This is a genomic window from Mycobacterium sp. E2327 (genome assembly GCF_001672675.1).
In the GTDB taxonomy this organism is placed as follows: Bacteria; Actinomycetota; Actinomycetes; order Mycobacteriales; family Mycobacteriaceae; genus Mycobacterium.
Window position 1 is genome coordinate 1 of sequence record NZ_LZKE01000070.1, and the last position, 15,353, is coordinate 15,353.

The 15,353-nt window shown below is 68.5% G+C and carries 19 protein-coding genes and 2 pseudogenes; 14 read left to right on the top strand and 7 right to left on the bottom strand.

Going from position 1 to position 15,353, the window contains the following annotated elements; all coding sequences use genetic code 11:
• Positions 1–110: 110 nt before the first annotated feature.
• Positions 111–575, bottom strand: a pseudogene (locus A5712_RS08365) (M23 family metallopeptidase); the annotation flags it as partial.
• 271 nt (positions 576–846) lie between these two features.
• Here A5712_RS08365 and rpsB point away from each other — a divergent pair.
• Genes rpsB through A5712_RS08380 form a run of 3 tightly spaced genes read left to right on the top strand, consistent with a single transcriptional unit; the run spans position 847 to position 3,955 of the window.
• Positions 847–1,692, top strand: a complete 846-nt coding sequence (gene rpsB, locus A5712_RS08370) for a 30S ribosomal protein S2 (protein ID WP_068103464.1) — start codon at positions 847–849, stop codon at positions 1,690–1,692.
• Positions 1,693–1,702: 10 nt separating this feature from the next.
• On the top strand, positions 1,703–2,521 hold the full coding sequence (gene tsf, locus A5712_RS08375) for a translation elongation factor Ts (protein ID WP_068103466.1): 819 nt from the start codon (positions 1,703–1,705) through the stop codon (positions 2,519–2,521).
• 30 nt (positions 2,522–2,551) lie between these two features.
• Positions 2,552–3,955: an amidase gene (locus A5712_RS08380; protein WP_068103468.1), complete on the top strand. Its 1,404-nt coding sequence runs from the start codon at positions 2,552–2,554 to the stop codon at positions 3,953–3,955.
• Between the two features lie 9 nt (positions 3,956–3,964).
• On the opposite strand, the gene A5712_RS08385 is transcribed toward A5712_RS08380, so the two are convergent.
• Complete coding sequence (locus A5712_RS08385) at positions 3,965–4,387, bottom strand: MarR family winged helix-turn-helix transcriptional regulator (protein ID WP_068103578.1); 423 nt, start codon at positions 4,385–4,387, stop codon at positions 3,965–3,967.
• A gap of 97 nt (positions 4,388–4,484) precedes the next feature.
• Here A5712_RS08385 and A5712_RS08390 point away from each other — a divergent pair, with 97 nt between their 5' ends.
• The 3 genes from A5712_RS08390 to A5712_RS08400 all read left to right on the top strand — a co-directional run bounded on the left by A5712_RS08390 (position 4,485) and on the right by A5712_RS08400 (position 5,769).
• Complete coding sequence (locus tag A5712_RS08390) at positions 4,485–5,021, top strand: DUF1360 domain-containing protein (protein ID WP_068103470.1); 537 nt, start codon at positions 4,485–4,487, stop codon at positions 5,019–5,021.
• 14 nt (positions 5,022–5,035) lie between these two features.
• Positions 5,036–5,449 carry a ChaB family protein gene (locus A5712_RS08395; RefSeq protein WP_068103472.1) on the top strand — a complete coding sequence of 138 codons (414 nt, stop codon included), beginning with the start codon at positions 5,036–5,038 and terminating at the stop codon, positions 5,447–5,449.
• 92 nt (positions 5,450–5,541) lie between these two features.
• Positions 5,542–5,769: a DUF2795 domain-containing protein gene (locus tag A5712_RS08400; RefSeq protein ID WP_197519339.1), complete on the top strand. Its 228-nt coding sequence runs from the start codon at positions 5,542–5,544 to the stop codon at positions 5,767–5,769.
• A 12-nt stretch (positions 5,770–5,781) separates the two neighbouring features.
• Here A5712_RS08400 and A5712_RS08405 read toward each other — a convergent pair whose 3' ends face one another.
• The gene (locus A5712_RS08405) at positions 5,782–6,621 is read right to left on the bottom strand and encodes a glucose 1-dehydrogenase (RefSeq protein WP_068103477.1); all 840 of its coding nucleotides are present in this window, start codon (positions 6,619–6,621) and stop codon (positions 5,782–5,784) included.
• Positions 6,622–6,653: 32 nt separating this feature from the next.
• Positions 6,654–6,830 (bottom strand): hypothetical protein, encoded by a 177-nt coding sequence (locus A5712_RS31285; protein WP_197519340.1) that lies wholly within the window; start codon positions 6,828–6,830, stop codon positions 6,654–6,656.
• A 220-nt stretch (positions 6,831–7,050) separates the two neighbouring features.
• Between A5712_RS31285 and A5712_RS08410 the strand changes: the two genes are divergently transcribed.
• Together A5712_RS08410 and A5712_RS08415 are read left to right on the top strand one after the other, a co-directional pair.
• Positions 7,051–7,608: an MPT63 family protein gene (locus A5712_RS08410; RefSeq protein WP_068103480.1), complete on the top strand. Its 558-nt coding sequence runs from the start codon at positions 7,051–7,053 to the stop codon at positions 7,606–7,608.
• A gap of 94 nt (positions 7,609–7,702) precedes the next feature.
• Entirely contained in the window at positions 7,703–8,638 is a 936-nt protein-coding gene (locus A5712_RS08415) for a lysophospholipid acyltransferase family protein (protein ID WP_082973343.1), read from the top strand.
• A 30-nt stretch (positions 8,639–8,668) separates the two neighbouring features.
• Here A5712_RS08415 and A5712_RS08420 read toward each other — a convergent pair whose 3' ends face one another.
• Complete coding sequence (locus A5712_RS08420; RefSeq protein ID WP_068103482.1) at positions 8,669–9,415, bottom strand: response regulator transcription factor; 747 nt, start codon at positions 9,413–9,415, stop codon at positions 8,669–8,671.
• A gap of 198 nt (positions 9,416–9,613) precedes the next feature.
• Complete coding sequence (locus tag A5712_RS08425; protein ID WP_066930240.1) at positions 9,614–9,850, bottom strand: CsbD family protein; 237 nt, start codon at positions 9,848–9,850, stop codon at positions 9,614–9,616.
• 302 nt (positions 9,851–10,152) lie between these two features.
• Here A5712_RS08425 and pyrH point away from each other — a divergent pair, with 302 nt between their 5' ends.
• The 6 genes and pseudogenes from pyrH to A5712_RS08455 all read left to right on the top strand — a co-directional run.
• On the top strand, positions 10,153–10,902 hold the full coding sequence (gene pyrH / locus A5712_RS08430; protein ID WP_068103484.1) for a UMP kinase: 750 nt from the start codon (positions 10,153–10,155) through the stop codon (positions 10,900–10,902).
• A 16-nt stretch (positions 10,903–10,918) separates the two neighbouring features.
• Positions 10,919–11,476 (top strand): ribosome recycling factor, encoded by a 558-nt coding sequence (gene frr, locus A5712_RS08435; RefSeq protein ID WP_068103487.1) that lies wholly within the window; start codon positions 10,919–10,921, stop codon positions 11,474–11,476.
• 16 nt (positions 11,477–11,492) lie between these two features.
• Complete coding sequence (locus tag A5712_RS08440) at positions 11,493–12,422, top strand: phosphatidate cytidylyltransferase (protein WP_068103490.1); 930 nt, start codon at positions 11,493–11,495, stop codon at positions 12,420–12,422.
• 39 nt (positions 12,423–12,461) lie between these two features.
• Positions 12,462–13,556: a 23S rRNA (adenine(2503)-C(2))-methyltransferase RlmN gene (gene rlmN / locus A5712_RS08445; RefSeq protein ID WP_068103492.1), complete on the top strand. Its 1,095-nt coding sequence runs from the start codon at positions 12,462–12,464 to the stop codon at positions 13,554–13,556.
• A 109-nt stretch (positions 13,557–13,665) separates the two neighbouring features.
• Positions 13,666–14,172 (top strand): protein disulfide oxidoreductase, encoded by a 507-nt coding sequence (locus A5712_RS08450; RefSeq protein ID WP_068103494.1) that lies wholly within the window; start codon positions 13,666–13,668, stop codon positions 14,170–14,172.
• 4 nt (positions 14,173–14,176) lie between these two features.
• Positions 14,177–15,082: pseudogene (locus A5712_RS08455) on the top strand (cytochrome c biogenesis CcdA family protein); the annotation flags it as partial.
• A 15-nt stretch (positions 15,083–15,097) separates the two neighbouring features.
• Here A5712_RS08455 and A5712_RS31830 read toward each other — a convergent pair.
• A complete protein-coding gene (locus A5712_RS31830; RefSeq protein WP_082973348.1) occupies positions 15,098–15,352 on the bottom strand; it encodes a DUF2631 domain-containing protein in 255 nt (84 codons plus the stop codon).
• Position 15,353 lies beyond the last annotated feature (1 nt).

A 15,353-nucleotide genomic window follows, 5' to 3' on the forward strand; every position in this document is an offset into this window, starting at 1 on the left:
CGCCTCATAGCGACAACCGGAACGTCGGCGCGCGCAGGCGGAATTGTCGCTATGAGGCGGGCACGTCGGGTGCCGCCTTCGCGCGGAGACTCCCGTGGCGCCTGTTACGGATGATGCGCCGCCGCCCCGTCGAGCGGCTTCAACCGCACCGGTGTGGACTTCAGCAGCCCGAGCGGGTCGACATACTCGGCGCGCGACGCCGCACCCCACATCGCGCCCCAGTGCAGGCACGCCGCGGCCGGGCAGCCGGCGTGCCCGGCCACCAGCGAGCCGATCACGGTCTCGGCCGTCACCGCCTGGCCCACCCGCACGGCCGCCTTGACCGGCTCGTAGCTGGTGCGCAGCCCGCCGGGATGGGCCAGCGACACCACCGGCCGGCCGGCCAGTATCCCGGCGAATACCACGGTCGCCGCGCCGGCGGCGTACACCGGCTGGCCGGGCGAGCCGGGCAGGTCGACGCCGCGGTGGCCGGGATTCCAGTCGGGCGACGGCGCGTCGAATCCGCGGGCCACCGCCGGGGGCGGCCGCAGCGGCCAGTCCAGCCGCATGTCGTCGGCGACCGCGGGCACCGCGCTGACCAGCCCGAGCATCAGCACCAGCGCCATCCACCGCACCGCATCAGTTCAGCGCCGCGCCGCCGATCCGGCCAGCCAGCGCTGTGGACAAAAGCACCTGGCTGAACCGTGTAAACTCCTTTCCGCGGTCCGTGTAAACGGGCTGACTTCGCGTGTCTGCGCAACAACCGGATGTCGAGCGGTCCCGAGTAAGGGTTCGACATCTCAGCAGGCGCCAGGGCCCGGCCTCACCCGATGCCGGGCGACAACCGACAACAAAGGAATGGCGGCAATGGCTGTCGTAACCATGAAGCAGCTGCTTGACAGCGGCACCCACTTCGGGCATCAGACCCGTCGCTGGAATCCCAAGATGAAGCGGTTCATCTTCACCGACCGCAACGGCATCTACATCATTGACCTGCAGCAGACGCTGACCTTCATCGACAAGGCGTACGAGTTCGTCAAGGAGACCGTCGCCCATGGTGGGTCGGTGCTGTTCGTCGGCACCAAGAAGCAGGCGCAGGAATCGGTCGCGGCCGAGGCGACCCGCGTCGGCATGCCCTACGTCAACCAGCGCTGGCTGGGCGGCATGCTCACCAACTTCTCCACGGTGCACAAGCGGCTGCAGCGCCTCAAGGAGCTCGAGGCGATGGAGCAGACCGGCGGCTTCGAGGGCCGCACGAAGAAGGAGATTCTGGGCCTGACCCGGGAGAAGAACAAGCTGGAGCGCAGCCTCGGCGGCATCCGCGACATGAACAAGGTGCCGTCGGCGATCTGGGTCGTCGACACCAACAAGGAGCACATCGCCGTCGGCGAGGCCCGCAAGCTGGGCATCCCGGTCATCGCGATCCTGGACACCAACTGCGACCCGGACGAGGTCGACTACCCGATCCCGGGCAACGACGACGCGATCCGCTCGGCCGCGTTGCTGACCAAGGTGATCGCCTCCGCGGTCGCCGAGGGCCTGCAGGCCCGCGCCGGGCTGGGCCGCGGCGACGGCAAGCCCGAGGCGGAGTCCGCCGAGCCGCTGGCGGAGTGGGAGCAGGAGCTGCTGGCCTCGGCGACCACGACGGCCACCACCACAGCCACCACCGACGCCGCTGGAGGCGCACCCGAAACAACCCCTGAAACCTCATAGGAAGGTTGATATGGCGAACTTCACCGCCGCCGACGTCAAGCGGCTTCGCGAGCTCACCGGCGCCGGCATGTTGGACTGCAAGAACGCGCTGGCCGAGACCGACGGCGACTTCGACAAGGCCGTCGAGGCGCTGCGGATCAAGGGCGCCAAGGACGTCGGCAAGCGCGCCGAGCGGGCCACGGCCGAAGGCCTGGTCGCGGCCAAGGGCGGGGCGCTCATCGAGCTCAACTCCGAGACCGACTTCGTCGCCAAGAACGCGGAGTTCCAGAAGCTCGCGGACGAGATCGTCGCGGCCGCGGCCGAGTCCAAGGCCACCGACGTCGACGCCCTGAAGGCGGCCAGCACCGGGGCCACGACCGTCGAGCAGGCCATCGCCGACCTGTCGGCCAAGATCGGCGAGAAGCTCGAGCTGCGGCGGGTGGCGTTCTTCGACGGCACCGTCGAGACCTACCTGCACAAGCGCGCGGCGGACCTGCCGCCGGCGGTCGGCGTGCTGGTCGAGTACAGCGGCGCCGACGGTCAGGAGGCGGCGCACGCCGTCGCGCTGCAGATCGCCGCGCTCAAGGCGCGCTACCTGTCCCGCGACGACGTGCCCGAGGAGGTCGTGGCCAGCGAGCGCCGCATCGCCGAGGAGACCGCCAAGGCCGAGGGCAAGCCGGAGCAGGCGCTGCCCAAGATCGTCGAGGGCCGGCTCAACGGCTTCTTCAAGGACGCGGTGCTGCTCGAGCAGCCGTCGGTGTCGGACAACAAGAAGACCGTCAAGGCCCTGCTCGACGAGGCCGGCGTGACGGTGACGCGGTTCGTTCGCTTCGAGGTGGGCCAGGCTTAACCGCAAAGCGCGAGCGGCTAGCGTCGTGTCATGCGACGCGTGCACGCTTTCGGCGACGATGCCCTCGGTGACCTCGACGCGGTCGGCCTGGCCGACGCCCTAAGGGCCGGCTCGGTCGGCAGAGCCGAGGTCATCGAGGCCGCCATCGCCCGCACCGAGGCCGTCGACCCGGCGCTCAACGGCCTGGCGTACGCGGCGTTCGAGCAGGCGCGCGCCGCGGCGTCGGCCGACCCGCCGGACGGCTTCTTTAGTGGCGTCCCGACGTTCATCAAGGACAACATCGACATCGCGGGCCAGCCGACGATGCACGGCACCGACGCGTGGCGGCCGTGGAACGCCACCTCCGACGGCGAGTTCACCAAGGTGTTCCTCGACACCGGGCTCGCGCCCGTCGGCAAGACGCAGTTGTCGGAGTTCGGCTTCAGCGCGTCCGCCGAACACCCGCGGCTCGGCCCGGTCCGCAACCCGTGGGACACCGACTACAGCGCCGGGGCGTCGTCGTCGGGATCCGGCGCGTTCGTCGCCGCGGGCGTGGTGCCGATCGCGCACGCCAACGACGGTGGCGGCTCGATCCGCATCCCGGCGGCCTGCAACGGGCTGGTCGGGCTGAAGCCGTCGCGCGGCCGGTTGCCGCTGGACCCGCACCTGCGCCGGATGCCCGTGGGCGTCGTCGCCAACGGCGTGGTGACGCGGTCGGTCCGCGACACGGCGGCGTTTTTCCGCGAGGCCGAGCGCGCCTGGCGCAACCACAAGCTGGCGCCGGTCGGCGACGTGACCGGACCCGGACGGCAGCGGCTGCGCATCGCGGTGCTGACCCGATCGGTGCAACGCGAGAGCAGCCCGCAGGTGCGGGAGCTGACGCTCAAGTCGGCCGCGCTGCTCGAGGAGCTGGGCCACCGCGTCGAACACATCGACGAGCCGCCGGTGGCGGCCAGCTTCGTCGACGACTTCGTGCTGTATTGGGGTTTCCTGGCGCTGGCGCAGGTCCGCGGCGGCCCACGGATGTTCGGCAAGACGTTCGACCGCACGCGGCTCGACAGCCTGACGCTGGGGCTGGAGCGGCACTGCATCCGCAACCTGCACCGGCTGCCGCTGGCGATCGTGCGCCTACGCCGGGCCCGGCGGCGTACGGCGCGGTTCTTCGCCACCCACGACGCGGTGCTCACGCCCACCCTCGCCGACGAGACGCCCCGCATCGGGCATCTGGCACCCACCGACTACCACCAGGTCATCGAGCGGCTGATCGACTGGGTCTCGTTCACCCCGCTGCAGAACGTCACCGGCGAGCCGGCGATCTCGCTGCCGCTGGCGCAATCCGCCGACGGCATGCCGGTGGGCATGATGCTCTCGGCCGACCTCGGCCAGGAATCGTTGCTGCTGGAGCTGGCCTACGAGCTCGAAGAGGCCCGGCCGTGGGCCCGCATCCAAGCTTGAGCTAGCGCGTCAGTCGGATCCGAGCTTTTCGAGCGTGCGCTTGAACTCGCGCCGCTGCGCCTCGGTCAGCTTGCTCAGCACCCGGGCGTCGGCGGTCCGGACCGCGGCTTCCGCGCGCTTCAGCAGCGCGCGTCCCTGAGCCGTCAGGGTGGCCGGTAACGCCCGGCCGGAGGAGACCGACGCCGGCCGTTCCACCGCGCCAACGTCCTGCAGCCCGCGCAGCACCGTGTTCATCGCCTGCGGTGTGACGTTGGTATGCCGGGACAATTCCGCGCTGGACATGCCCGGATTCAGCGAAAGGATGCGCATGCAAACGAATTCGGGCAGCGTCAGGCCCAGCGGACCGAGCACCGCGGAAACCTCCGGCCGCAACACGGCTCCCACCCGGTACAGCAGGTAACCAAGCGGAGCGTCTTCAACCTGACCACCCATGTCAGCGATCTTGACATATCCCGGGCACGCCGCCGCGCACGTCGGCCGGTGCGGCCCCGTCGTGATTTTCCCGGCCGCAAAGGGGTAACCCACGCCCATGGGTGAAGCAACCGAAGTTACCGAACGCATGGCCGAACGCGCGCGACGTGAGGCCGACGCGTACCGCGGGGACAACCCGCGACCGCTGGAGGGCTACTCGGTCGTCCTGGGCATTTACGGCCTGCTGGTCGCGCTCACGGGCGTTTTGGCCGCGGCCACCGGACGCAGGCTGCCGCAGCGCTGGAGCCTGCAGGACCTCGTCACCGTCACAATCGGCACCCACAAGTTGTCGCGCACGATCTCCAAGGACGCGGTGACCAGCCCGTTGCGGGCGCCCTTCGCGCGCTACGCGGGTACGGGCGGCCCGGCCGAGGTGATGGAGGAAACCCGGCACGGCAGCGCGCTGCGCCACAGCCTCGGCGAGCTGTTGACCTGCCCCTTCTGCCTCGACATGTGGGTGGCCACCGCGTTCGTCATCGGGCTGATCTTTGCGCCCAGGTTGACCCGCCTGATCGCGGGAACGTTCACCGCCCTGGCGGGCGCGGACTTCCTGCAGCTCGCCTACGCCAAGGCACAGCAGATGACCGAGGGCTGACACGAGGAGGTTCGATGCCCAAGACCACGAAGGGCGGCGCGCCGAAGAAGAGCGAACTGCCCAGCACCCTGCGCCGTTCCAACGCCAAAGCGCAACGCACGTTCGCCAAAACTCACGACTCGGCGGCCGACGAATACGGCGACGAGGAGCGCGCCCACAGGGTGGCGTACTCGGCGCTCAAGCACAGCTTCGAGAAGGTCGGCGACCACTGGGAGCCCAAAGACGAGAAGGGCCCGTCGGACGAGCTGGCCGAGGGCGGCGGCCCGCGTAACACCGGCCGCTCGGCCGAGGGCGTCGACGCCAACGCCAGCAAGAAGCACCTGCTCGACGTCGCGCGCCGGCTCGACGTGCGCGGCCGCTCGACGATGAGCAAGTCGGAGCTCGTCGACGCGATCAAGAAAGAGAACCGGCGGGTGCGCGGCCGCTGAATTCGGCGCGTTTAGGCCGACATTCGCTGGGCATCCCGAGAGCCATGGTCGCGTCTACTACCCGCAGTCAACTCCGAAAGTGCCTCAACGACGTGGACTTTCCGGCCAACAAGCAAGACTTGCTCGACGCCGCAGACCGCAACGGCTGCGACGACGACACTGTCCGCGTCCTGCGCGGGATCCCGCCGGAAACCTACAACAACGTGGCCCAGGTCGCGTCTTCGGTGACCATCGCCGACGAAGGGGACAGCGATGGCGCCGGGAAGCCCGGCGCCGATAGCCCGATCGTTGAGGAATTGGGCGAAAACCGGTACTCCTGAACGCCTTTGGCGCTACAGAATCGGCCGGCCGCCCGTCACCGCCACCCGTGCCCCGGAGATGTAACTCGCGTCGTCGGAGGCCAGCAGCACGTAGATGGGCGCCAGCTCGGCCGGCTGGCCGGCGCGCCCCAACGGCACGTTCTCCCCGAAGGATTCCACGCTGTCCGGGGGCATCGTCGACGGGATCAGCGGCGTCCAGATCGGACCGGGGGCCACGCTGTTGACACGGATTCCCTTGTCGCCCAACAGCTGTGCCAGGCTGGCCGAAAAGTTGGCAATGGCCGCCTTGGTGGCGGCGTAGGGCGCCAGGGTGGGGTTGGGTGTATCCGAGTTGACCGAGGAACTCCCGATGATCGAGGAGCCGGGGCGCATGTGCGGCAGCGCCGCCTTGACGAGGTAGAAGTACGCGCCGACGTTGAGCCGGAAGGTGTAGTCCCATTCCTCGTCGCTGATCTCCTCGAGGTCCTTGTGCATCATCTGGTAGGCGGCGTTGTTGACGAGGATGTCGACGCCGCCGAATTCGTTCACCGCCCGGTCTACTACGGCGCGGCAGTGGGACGGGTCGGACAGGTCGCCGGAGACCAGCACGCACTCGCGGCCCGCGTCTTCGACGTAGCGGGCCACGTCGCGGGCGTCGTCGTCCTCGTTGAGGTAGGAGATCAGCACGTCGGCGCCTTCGCGCGCGAACGCGATGGCGACCGCGCGACCGATGCCGCTATCGCCGCCGGTGATGATCGCCTTTTTTCCGGTGAGCTTTCCCGAGCCCCGGTAGCTGTTTTCGCCACAGTCCGGAATGGGCTTCATTTGTGCCTGAATGCCGGGAGCGGTTTGCTGCTGGGCCGGAAAGCTCATGGCCACTTCCCCTTTCGTGATTCGGGTGAGTATTACGGTTGGCGGGTTGTGGGCCCGGCCGTGGGAATGTCCGGATCGTCGTCGGCCGGGGGCTCGGGATCGCGCCATTCCTCCGCCCGGCTGGACCGATTGCCCTGCACCGTCCCGCTGAGCTCGTGCTTCAGTTCGTCGTCTTCGCGTGGACTGTGCTTGGCGTTCCCGCGTTCCATCGGCGGTCCCCTCGGGTAGGCAGGTGAGTTCGTAAGCTGCGGCTACCCCCTGGCGGCGCAAATAATCACCGGGCAATCGGCAACCAATGGTGCCCGTGTGAATTCTGTGGCGCGAAAAGCGCTTGGGCGCGATTCATTTGTGTTTAGCGCCGGAAGTAAAAGGTTATGCGAGGCCCAGTGGGTATCGCCCTGCGTGGGTGTTCGACACGAAAGGAAAACCATGAAGGTCACGACAACGGCCCTAAAGAGTGGCATTGCTGCCGGCGGTATTGCGGCGGCAGCCCTATTGGCGGCGGGAACCGCTTCCGCTGCGCCCAACATCCAGGGGTTCGGGACCAGCGAACAGCTCGTCGACGGGCCCATGATCACCAACTACACGGTGAGCAACCTGCAGCCGAGCAACGTTTCGATTCCCGGCTACACCCCCAAGGGAACGCTGTACCAGGCCGACATCACGGCCAGGTCGGACGCGGGGATCGTTACCCCGATGGTCAAGGACTTCAGCGCCCGCGGGCCCAACGGTCAGACTTACAAGCTGATCGATAAGGCTGGAGCGCCAGGCGCCTTGAACCCGGCGCCCATCCCGCAGGGCCAAGAGTCGACCGGCACGCTGTACTTCGACGTGACCGGCGCGCCCCCGAACGGCGTCGTCTACAACGACGGATTGCAGGACATCCTGATGTGGACGTCGAACGTGCCTGGCGGCGCGGCCCCCGGTGTTCCGCCGAACGCGAGTCCGGCTCCGGGCCAACCGCCCGCCCCGGCGCCGCACAGCTGATCCGGTTGCAAACATCTCCCCGCGCTACCCCGATAGCGCGGGGAGATTTGCGTATGCGGGAATCCCGCGCGACGGAATCGGGTATCCGAAACCCATGAGTAACCCCGATCACAGACCAGCGGAAGTACGTGCGCAAGCGAAGCTGCATGCCAGGCGAGCGCGGGTGACCATGGACGAGCGGCGCAGCCAGCAGGACGGCGGTATCAGCGGCTGGCTGGCCAAGCGTGCCGGGCAATGGGACCTCAGCGGCCAGGACGAAGCCACGCTGCAGCGCCAGAAGTTTTTCTGGAATGTGCTGGTGGACTACTGGTTCCGCATGGAGATCGACGGCTGGGAGAACATTCCCGAGCCGCCGGCCCTGCTGGTGGGCATCCACTCGGGTGCCCCGTTCGTCTGGGACGCCTGGACCGTCGGCCTGCAATGGTGGCGGCGCTTCGGTCAGGACCGCCCCCTGCACGGCACGGCGCACGACGCGTTGATGGCCATCCCGCTCTTCGGGCGGTACTTCCGGTGCATGGGCGTGCTGCCGGCCGCGCCGGACGCGATCGCCACGGCGTTGGCGGAGGGTCGCGACGTCGCGCTGTGGCCCGGCGGGGAAGTGGACTCGCTGCGCCCGTGGCGTGAACGGGATTGCGCCAACCTGGCGGGCCGAAAGGGCTTCGTGAAAATGGCGATTCGCGCCGGGGTGCCCATCGTGCCGATCGCGACCGTCGGCGGCGCCGATGCGATGCCGGTGCTGATCCGCGGCGACCGGCTGTCCAAGGCGCTCAAACTCGACCGGGTGCTGCGGCTCAAGGTCTTTCCGCTGGCGGTTTCGCTGCCGTGGGGGATCGCCCCGGCGGCGCTGCCCCAATTGCCGCTGCCGGCCAAGATCCGGACCCGCTTCATGCCCGCCGTCGAGCTCGACCACGATCCCGCGCGCGCCGACGACGACGAGTACATCGACCGCAAGTACCACGAGGTCGAAGACGCCATCCAGGAGGGCATGGACGCGCTGGCGCGCAAGCGAGCATTACCGCTGTTTGCCTGATTGGTCAGCGAAAACCGCTGCGCGGCAAGACTATTGAGTGACGGGATCCGTCGCGGGTCGCGCCGTCGACGTCCAGACCGGAGTCAGCGTCGAGCCGCTGAGAACCCATTGCGGTTGCGGCGGGGTCGGCGCCATGTAGCCGACGCCGCGGACGGTGTCGATCATCGATTCGTGTTCCGCACCGAGCTTGGCGCGCAGCCGCCGCACGTGAACGTCGACCGTGCGGACGCGGCCGTTGCAGTCGTAACCCCACACCTCGTGCATCAGCCGGGTGCGGGTGAACGCCCGGCCGGCATGCTGCACAAGGAAATTCAACAACTTGAACTCGGTGAGCGTCAGGGCCAGGTCTTGGCCGTTCAGCGTGCCGGTGAAACTGGCCGGGTGCAGCACCAGGTCGCCGAATTTCAGGCTGCCGTCCATCGCGCTGCGCCGCCGCGCAATTGCCAGCCGCAGCCGGGCCTGCAGTTCGTCGGCCCCCGCGGCGGGCAGCAGCACGTCGTCGAAATGCCAATCCACGTCCACCGCCACGAAGTCCGCCGATGTCACCACGGCCACCACCGCGATGGACGGCGCGTCGGCCGTCAGGCGCCGGCAGGCCGCCCTGGCCGCGTCGAGGTCGGTGCGCGCGTCGATGATCGCGACGTCGGCGCTGCCGCGGTGCCCGTCGATGTGGCCGGAAAGGGGGGCGCGCCGCACGGTTTGGGTGAACGACCTCAGCGTGGGCAGGGCCGAATCGAAATCGTCTGCGTCGGTGAGCAGTAGAACTTCCAAAGACATCTCCAAACTCGTGAGTTTGTCATCGCCCCCCACCCGTAGGCACCTCACGGCGAGATGTCTGCCAGCGCAGCGCTGAGTACCCGATTCAGAGTCAACTATGCAAAGTTTATTGCGCGTGTGCACAGGATCAATACTCTGCCCCGGGAAAGTCAATGGGTCCGGCCCGTTTTCACGGACCGGACCCATTGCAGCGACAAGCTACTGGTTGGCCTTCTGACGCTCTTCGGCCGCCTCGGCGCCGCCGCGAGCGGCCTCCGCTTGCGCTTCCTTCTTCGCCGCGTCGCGCTGGGCTTCCGCCTTGTCCTGCTGGGCCTCGCCCTCGCGCGTGAGGTCGTCCCGACCGGTCACCGCGCCGACTGCTTCCTTGGCCTTGCCTTTGACGTCCTCGACGACGCCCTTAACGGCTTCGGCAGGTCCCGATTTGTTGTCCGCCATGGATCTGTTCCTCCTCATTGGCGTGCGTGGTTGAGCAATTTCGCTCAACGCCGACCGCCCAAGCGATCGGCCCCGTCACACGGCGAGGCTTGGCCCTTATTCTCAAGGCCGTAGGTTCGCCCCCCGCGTTGGTGAAGATTCCCCGACTCGCCGCCCGCTCAAACATCCGACACGGGAAGGAAATCGCCAACTGCGCAGATAATGCACCCCGCCGGCGCAACATTGTGCTGCGATGAGGCAGGATGTGAAATGCCGTTCCGGATGAGTTCGCCCCGGGATGGCACTCTCATGCGAGGAGTCTGATGACGGAGCCGACGAACGGGGCTTCCGGCCAGCCGGAGAGCCGATCCAAGTATTCGAGAGTATTGCTCAAGCTCGGCGGTGAAATGTTCGGCGGCGGCCAGGTCGGGTTGGATCCCGACGTGGTGGCGCAGGTCGCCCGCCAGATCGCCGAGGTCGTCCGCGGCGGCGTCCAGGTCGCGGTGGTGATCGGCGGCGGGAACTTCTTCCGTGGCGCCCAGCTTCAGCAGCGGGGCATGGAGCGCACCCGCTCGGACTACATGGGCATGCTCGGCACCGTCATGAACAGCCTCGCCCTGCAGGACTTCCTGGAAAAGGAGGGGATTGTCACGCGGGTCCAGACGGCGATCACCATGGGCCAGGTCGCCGAGCCGTACCTGCCGCTGCGCGCCGTCCGGCACCTGGAGAAGGGCCGGGTGGTGATCTTCGGGGCCGGCATGGGCCTGCCGTACTTCTCCACGGACACCACGGCCGCGCAGCGGGCGCTGGAGATCGGCGCCGAGGTGGTCTTGATGGCCAAGGCGGTCGACGGCGTGTTTTCCGCCGACCCGCGGCACGACCCCGAGGCCGAGCTGATCACCGCGATCAGCCATCGCGAGGTCATCGACCGCGGGCTGCGCGTGGCCGATGCCACAGCGTTCAGCCTGTGCATGGACAATGGCATGCCGATCCTGGTGTTCAACCTGCTGACCAATGGGAATATCGCTCGTGCGGTCGCTGGTGAGAAGATCGGAACGCTGGTTACGACCTGAGGGGAAGACGCGGAAAATGATCGACGAAGCTCTCTTCGACGCGGAAGAGAAGATGGAGAAGGCCGTATCCGTAGCCCGCGACGACCTGTCCACCATCCGAACCGGCCGCGCCAACCCGGGCATGTTCAACCGGATCGTCATCGACTACTACGGCACCAACACGCCGATCACGCAGCTGGCCAGCATCAACGTCCCCGAGGCGCGCCTCGTCGTCATCAAGCCCTACGAGACCAGCCAGCTGCACGCCATCGAGACGGCGATCCGCAACTCCGACCTGGGCGTCAATCCCACCAACGACGGCACCTTGATCCGGGTGGCGGTGCCGCAACTCACCGAGGAGCGCCGTCGGGAGCTGGTCAAGCAGGCCAAGCACAAGGGGGAAGAGGCCCGCGTGTCGGTGCGCAACATCCGTCGCAAGGCGATGGAGGAGCTGCACCGGATCCGCAAGGACGGCGAGGCCGGCGAGGACGAGGTCAGCCGGGCGGAAAAGGATTTGGACAAGACCACCCATCAGTACGTCACCCAGATCGATGAGTTGGTCAAGCACAAAGAAGGCGAGCTGCTGGAGGTCTAGCGGCCGCTCAGCAATCATGTCCGTGGCAACCACCGGCGCAGGCACTCCGCCCGACGAGCCCCCGCGTCCGCCGAAAAACCCCACACAGCAGCCGGGCACGAAGACGTCTCGGGCGGGACGCGACCTGCGCGCCGCGATCGCGGTGGGCGTCGGCATCGGCGCCGTTCTCGTCGTGACGCTGATCTTCGCCCCCCACGTCTGGGTGCTCTACTGCGCCGGAGCCGTTCTGGTGGCCAGCCACGAGGTGGTGCGGCGGCTGCGCGAAGCCGGATACGTCATCCCGCTCATCCCGCTACTGATCGGTGGGCAGGTCACGGTGTGGCTGACGTGGCCGTACCACGCCGCCGGGGCGCTGGCCGGCTTCGCGTCGACCGTGGTGGCGTGCAACGTCTGGCGGCTGTTCATGCAGGACAACCGCCACCGGTCCGAGCCGTTCGCCGGATCGCCGTCGGCGAACTACCTGCGCGACGCGTCCGCCACCGTCTTCCTGGCCGCCTGGGTCCCGCTGTTCGCCTCCTTCGCCGCGCTGCTGGTCTATCCGAAGGACGGCGCCGGACGGGTGTTCTGCCTGATGATCACCGTCGTCGCGTCCGACGTGGGCGGCTACGCCGTGGGCGTGCTGTTTGGGAAGCATCCGATGGTTCCGGCGATCAGCCCGAAGAAGTCCTGGGAGGGGTTGGTCGGATCGCTGGTGTTTGGCATCACCGCCGCGATCCTGACCGCGACCTTGCTGGCCGAGAAGCCGTTGTGGATCGGCGCGTTGCTGGGCGTCGTCCTGGTGATGACCTGCACGCTGGGCGACCTGGTGGAGTCACAGGTCAAGCGCGACCTCGGCATCAAAGACATGGGCCGGCTACTGCCCGGCCACGGCGGTCTGATGGATCGCCTCGACGGGGTCCTCCCGTCGGCCGTCGCCGCCTGGATCGTGCTGACCCTGGTTCCCTAGGCGTGGCGATCGCAAGCGCCACGCGATACTGGACATGTCATGGTCCAACAATTGGTGTTCACCGAGCCGCGCCCGAGCAAGCCGCCGCGGCACCTGGCCGACCTCGACGCCGCCGGCCGTGCGTCGGCCGTCGCGGAGCTGGGCCTGCCGGCCTTTCGCGCCAAGCAGCTCGCGCATCAGTACTACGGCCGGCTGATCGCCGATCCGCGGGAGATGACCGACCTCCCCGCGGCCGTGCGCGACGCGATCGCCGAGGCGATGTTCCCCACCCTGCTCACCGCGGCCGCGGAAGTCACCTGCGATGCCGGCCAGACGCGAAAGACGTTGTGGCGGGCCCTCGATGGCGCCACCGTCGAGTCGGTGCTGATGCGCTACCCGGACCGCAACACCGTGTGCATCTCGTCGCAGGCCGGCTGCGGGATGGCCTGCCCGTTCTGCGCCACCGGCCAGGGCGGCCTGACCAGGAACCTGTCCACCGCCGAGATCCTCGAGCAGGTGCGCGCCGGCGCGGCGGAGCTGCGCGACGAGTTCGGTGACCGGCTGTCCAACGTGGTTTTCATGGGCATGGGGGAGCCGCTGGCGAACTACAACCGGGTGCTGGCCGCGGTCCGGCGCATCACCGAGGCGCCGCCGCAGGGCTTCGGCATCTCGGCGCGCTCGGTGACGGTGTCCACCGTCGGCCTGGTTCCCGCGATCCGCAAACTCGCCGACGAGCGGCTCGGGGTCACCCTGGCGTTGTCGTTGCACGCGCCCGACGACGAGCTGCGCGACACGCTGGTCCCGGTCAACAACCGGTGGAAGATCGCCGAGGCCCTCGACGCGGCCCGCTACTACGCCGACGTGACCGGCAGGCGGGTGTCGGTGGAGTACGCGCTGATCCGCGACGTCAACGACCAGCCCTGGCGGGCCGACCTGCTGGGTAAGCGGCTGCACGGCGCGCTCGGCCCGCTGGTGCACGTGAACCTGATCCCGCTCAACCCCACCCCGGGCAGTGACTGGGACGCCAGCCCGAAGGCGGTCGAGCGCGAGTTCGTCCGGCGGGTGCGAGCGAAGGGCGTTTCCTGCACGGTGCGCGACACGCGGGGACGGGAGATCAGCGCTGCTTGTGGGCAGCTGGCCGCCGAAGGCGGGTAGCTGGAGCGCAGGCGATCAGACCCAGCCTGCGGACAGCTGGCCGCCGAAGGGTGAACCGAGTGGGCCTGCGCCGCGTCTTTTAGGCATAACCAGCAAACGAGGTGATGCCATGATGTTTCGGCTCTTGACTCCGCTCAAGCTCCTTGCCGCGGCGCTTTTCGCCGCGGCCCTGATATTCGGGCTCGCCGACGCGCCGCGCTCGGCTGCCGCCGACGACCGGCTGCAATTCAGCGCCACCACGCTCAGCGGTGCGCCATTCAACGGCGCCAGCCTGCAGGGCAAACCGGCGGTGCTGTGGTTCTGGACGCCGTGGTGCCCGTTCTGCAACGCCGAGGCCCCCGGCCTCAGCCAGGTGGCCGCCGCCAATCCGGGCGTCACGTTCGTCGGCATCGCGGCGCACTCCGACGTGGGGGCGATGCAGAACTTCGTCTCCAAGTACAACCTGAATTTCACCAACCTCAACGACGCCAACGGCTCGATCTGGGCCCGCTACAACGTCCCCTGGCAGCCGGCCTGGGTGTTCTACCGGGCCGACGGCAGCTCGACGTTCGTCAACAACCCCACCGCGGCCATGCCCCAGGACGAGCTGGCCGGCCGGGTCGCCGCGCTGCGTTGATCGGATGGACCGCGGCCTGGTCGGTCTGGCGTTCGCGGCCGGATTGGTCGCGGCGCTGAACCCGTGCGGGTTTGCCATGCTGCCCGCGTACCTGCTCCTCGTGGTGCGCGGGCAAGACGCCGAACGTGCACTCACTGCGGAAAAAACGCCTAAATCCCGCAGCCAGTGCACGTTCGGCGCACGGTCCCCGACGAGCTCCCTCGCGCCGGTCGGCCGCGCGGTGGCGGCGACGGTCGGGATGGCGCTCGGCTTCCTGACGGTGTTCGGGTTGTTCGGCGCGCTGACCATCTCGGCGGCCTCGACCGTGCAGCGATACCTGCCCTACGCGACCGTGGTCATCGGCATTGTGCTTGTCGCGCTTGGGGTTTGGCTCCTGTCGGGCCGCGAGTTGACGGCGCTCACACCACGCCGGCTGGGTCCGCGGTGGGCGCCGACCGTGCGGCTGGGCTCGATGTACTCCTACGGCGTCAGCTATGCGATCGCATCGCTGTCGTGCACCGTCGGGCCGTTCCTGGCCGTCACCGCCGCCGGCCTGCGGGGCGGGTCGGTCGCCACGGGGGCCTCGGTCTACCTCGCCTATGTGGCGGGCCTGACGTTGGTGGTGGGCGTCCTGGCCGTCGCGGCGGCGACGGCGAGCTCGGCCTTGGCCGACCGCCTGCGACGCGTCCTGCCGCTGGTCAACCGGATCGGTGGGGCGCTGCTGGTGCTGGTCGGGCTGTATGTCGGCTATTACGGCGTCTACGAGGTGCGACTGTTCAACACGAACGCCAGTCCCGACGACGCTGTGATCATGTCCGCCGGGCGCCTGCAGGGGGCGCTGGCCGGCTGGGTGCACCGACACGGCGTGCTGCCGTGGGCGGTCGCCCTGTTCGTGTTGCTAATCGGCGCCGCCTGGCGACGACGGGCGCAGCGGCTCCGCCGAGCGCTACCGGATCCAGCCGCGGCGGCGGCCCCACAGGTCGCGCACCAGCACGACGAGCGTCAGGATGGCGAACCCGACCAGGAACCAGTTCTCGACGTGGCCGACGTGGTTGCCCCACATCATGGCCAGCAGGAATATGACGATGAACAGCCCGACCGCGTGCCAGGTGCGGACGTTGATCTTGCTCCATCCCCAGGCTGCCGACGGCACCTCGGCGACGTCGACGCCGTTGTAGTGCTCAACCTCGGTACTGGCCACG

Bases quoted from the DNA above. Each gene is read 5' to 3' on its own strand.
- rpsB (WP_068103464.1), top strand. From the start codon at position 847: ATGGCTGTCGTAACCATGAAGCAGCTGCTTGACAGCGGCACCCACTTC.
- tsf (WP_068103466.1), top strand. From the start codon at position 1,703: ATGGCGAACTTCACCGCCGCCGACGTCAAGCGGCTTCGCGAGCTCACC.
- A5712_RS08380 (WP_068103468.1), top strand. From the start codon at position 2,552: ATGCGACGCGTGCACGCTTTCGGCGACGATGCCCTCGGTGACCTCGAC.
- A5712_RS08385 (WP_068103578.1), bottom strand. From the start codon at position 4,387: ATGGGTGGTCAGGTTGAAGACGCTCCGCTTGGTTACCTGCTGTACCGG.
- A5712_RS08390 (WP_068103470.1), top strand. From the start codon at position 4,485: ATGGGTGAAGCAACCGAAGTTACCGAACGCATGGCCGAACGCGCGCGA.
- A5712_RS08395 (WP_068103472.1), top strand. From the start codon at position 5,036: ATGCCCAAGACCACGAAGGGCGGCGCGCCGAAGAAGAGCGAACTGCCC.
- A5712_RS08405 (WP_068103477.1), bottom strand. From the start codon at position 6,621: ATGAGCTTTCCGGCCCAGCAGCAAACCGCTCCCGGCATTCAGGCACAA.
- A5712_RS31285 (WP_197519340.1), bottom strand. From the start codon at position 6,830: ATGGAACGCGGGAACGCCAAGCACAGTCCACGCGAAGACGACGAACTG.
- A5712_RS08410 (WP_068103480.1), top strand. From the start codon at position 7,051: ATGAAGGTCACGACAACGGCCCTAAAGAGTGGCATTGCTGCCGGCGGT.
- A5712_RS08415 (WP_082973343.1), top strand. From the start codon at position 7,703: ATGAGTAACCCCGATCACAGACCAGCGGAAGTACGTGCGCAAGCGAAG.
- A5712_RS08420 (WP_068103482.1), bottom strand. From the start codon at position 9,415: ATGTCTTTGGAAGTTCTACTGCTCACCGACGCAGACGATTTCGATTCG.
- A5712_RS08425 (WP_066930240.1), bottom strand. From the start codon at position 9,850: ATGGCGGACAACAAATCGGGACCTGCCGAAGCCGTTAAGGGCGTCGTC.
- pyrH (WP_068103484.1), top strand. From the start codon at position 10,153: ATGACGGAGCCGACGAACGGGGCTTCCGGCCAGCCGGAGAGCCGATCC.
- frr (WP_068103487.1), top strand. From the start codon at position 10,919: ATGATCGACGAAGCTCTCTTCGACGCGGAAGAGAAGATGGAGAAGGCC.
- A5712_RS08440 (WP_068103490.1), top strand. From the start codon at position 11,493: ATGTCCGTGGCAACCACCGGCGCAGGCACTCCGCCCGACGAGCCCCCG.
- rlmN (WP_068103492.1), top strand. From the start codon at position 12,462: ATGGTCCAACAATTGGTGTTCACCGAGCCGCGCCCGAGCAAGCCGCCG.
- A5712_RS08450 (WP_068103494.1), top strand. From the start codon at position 13,666: ATGATGTTTCGGCTCTTGACTCCGCTCAAGCTCCTTGCCGCGGCGCTT.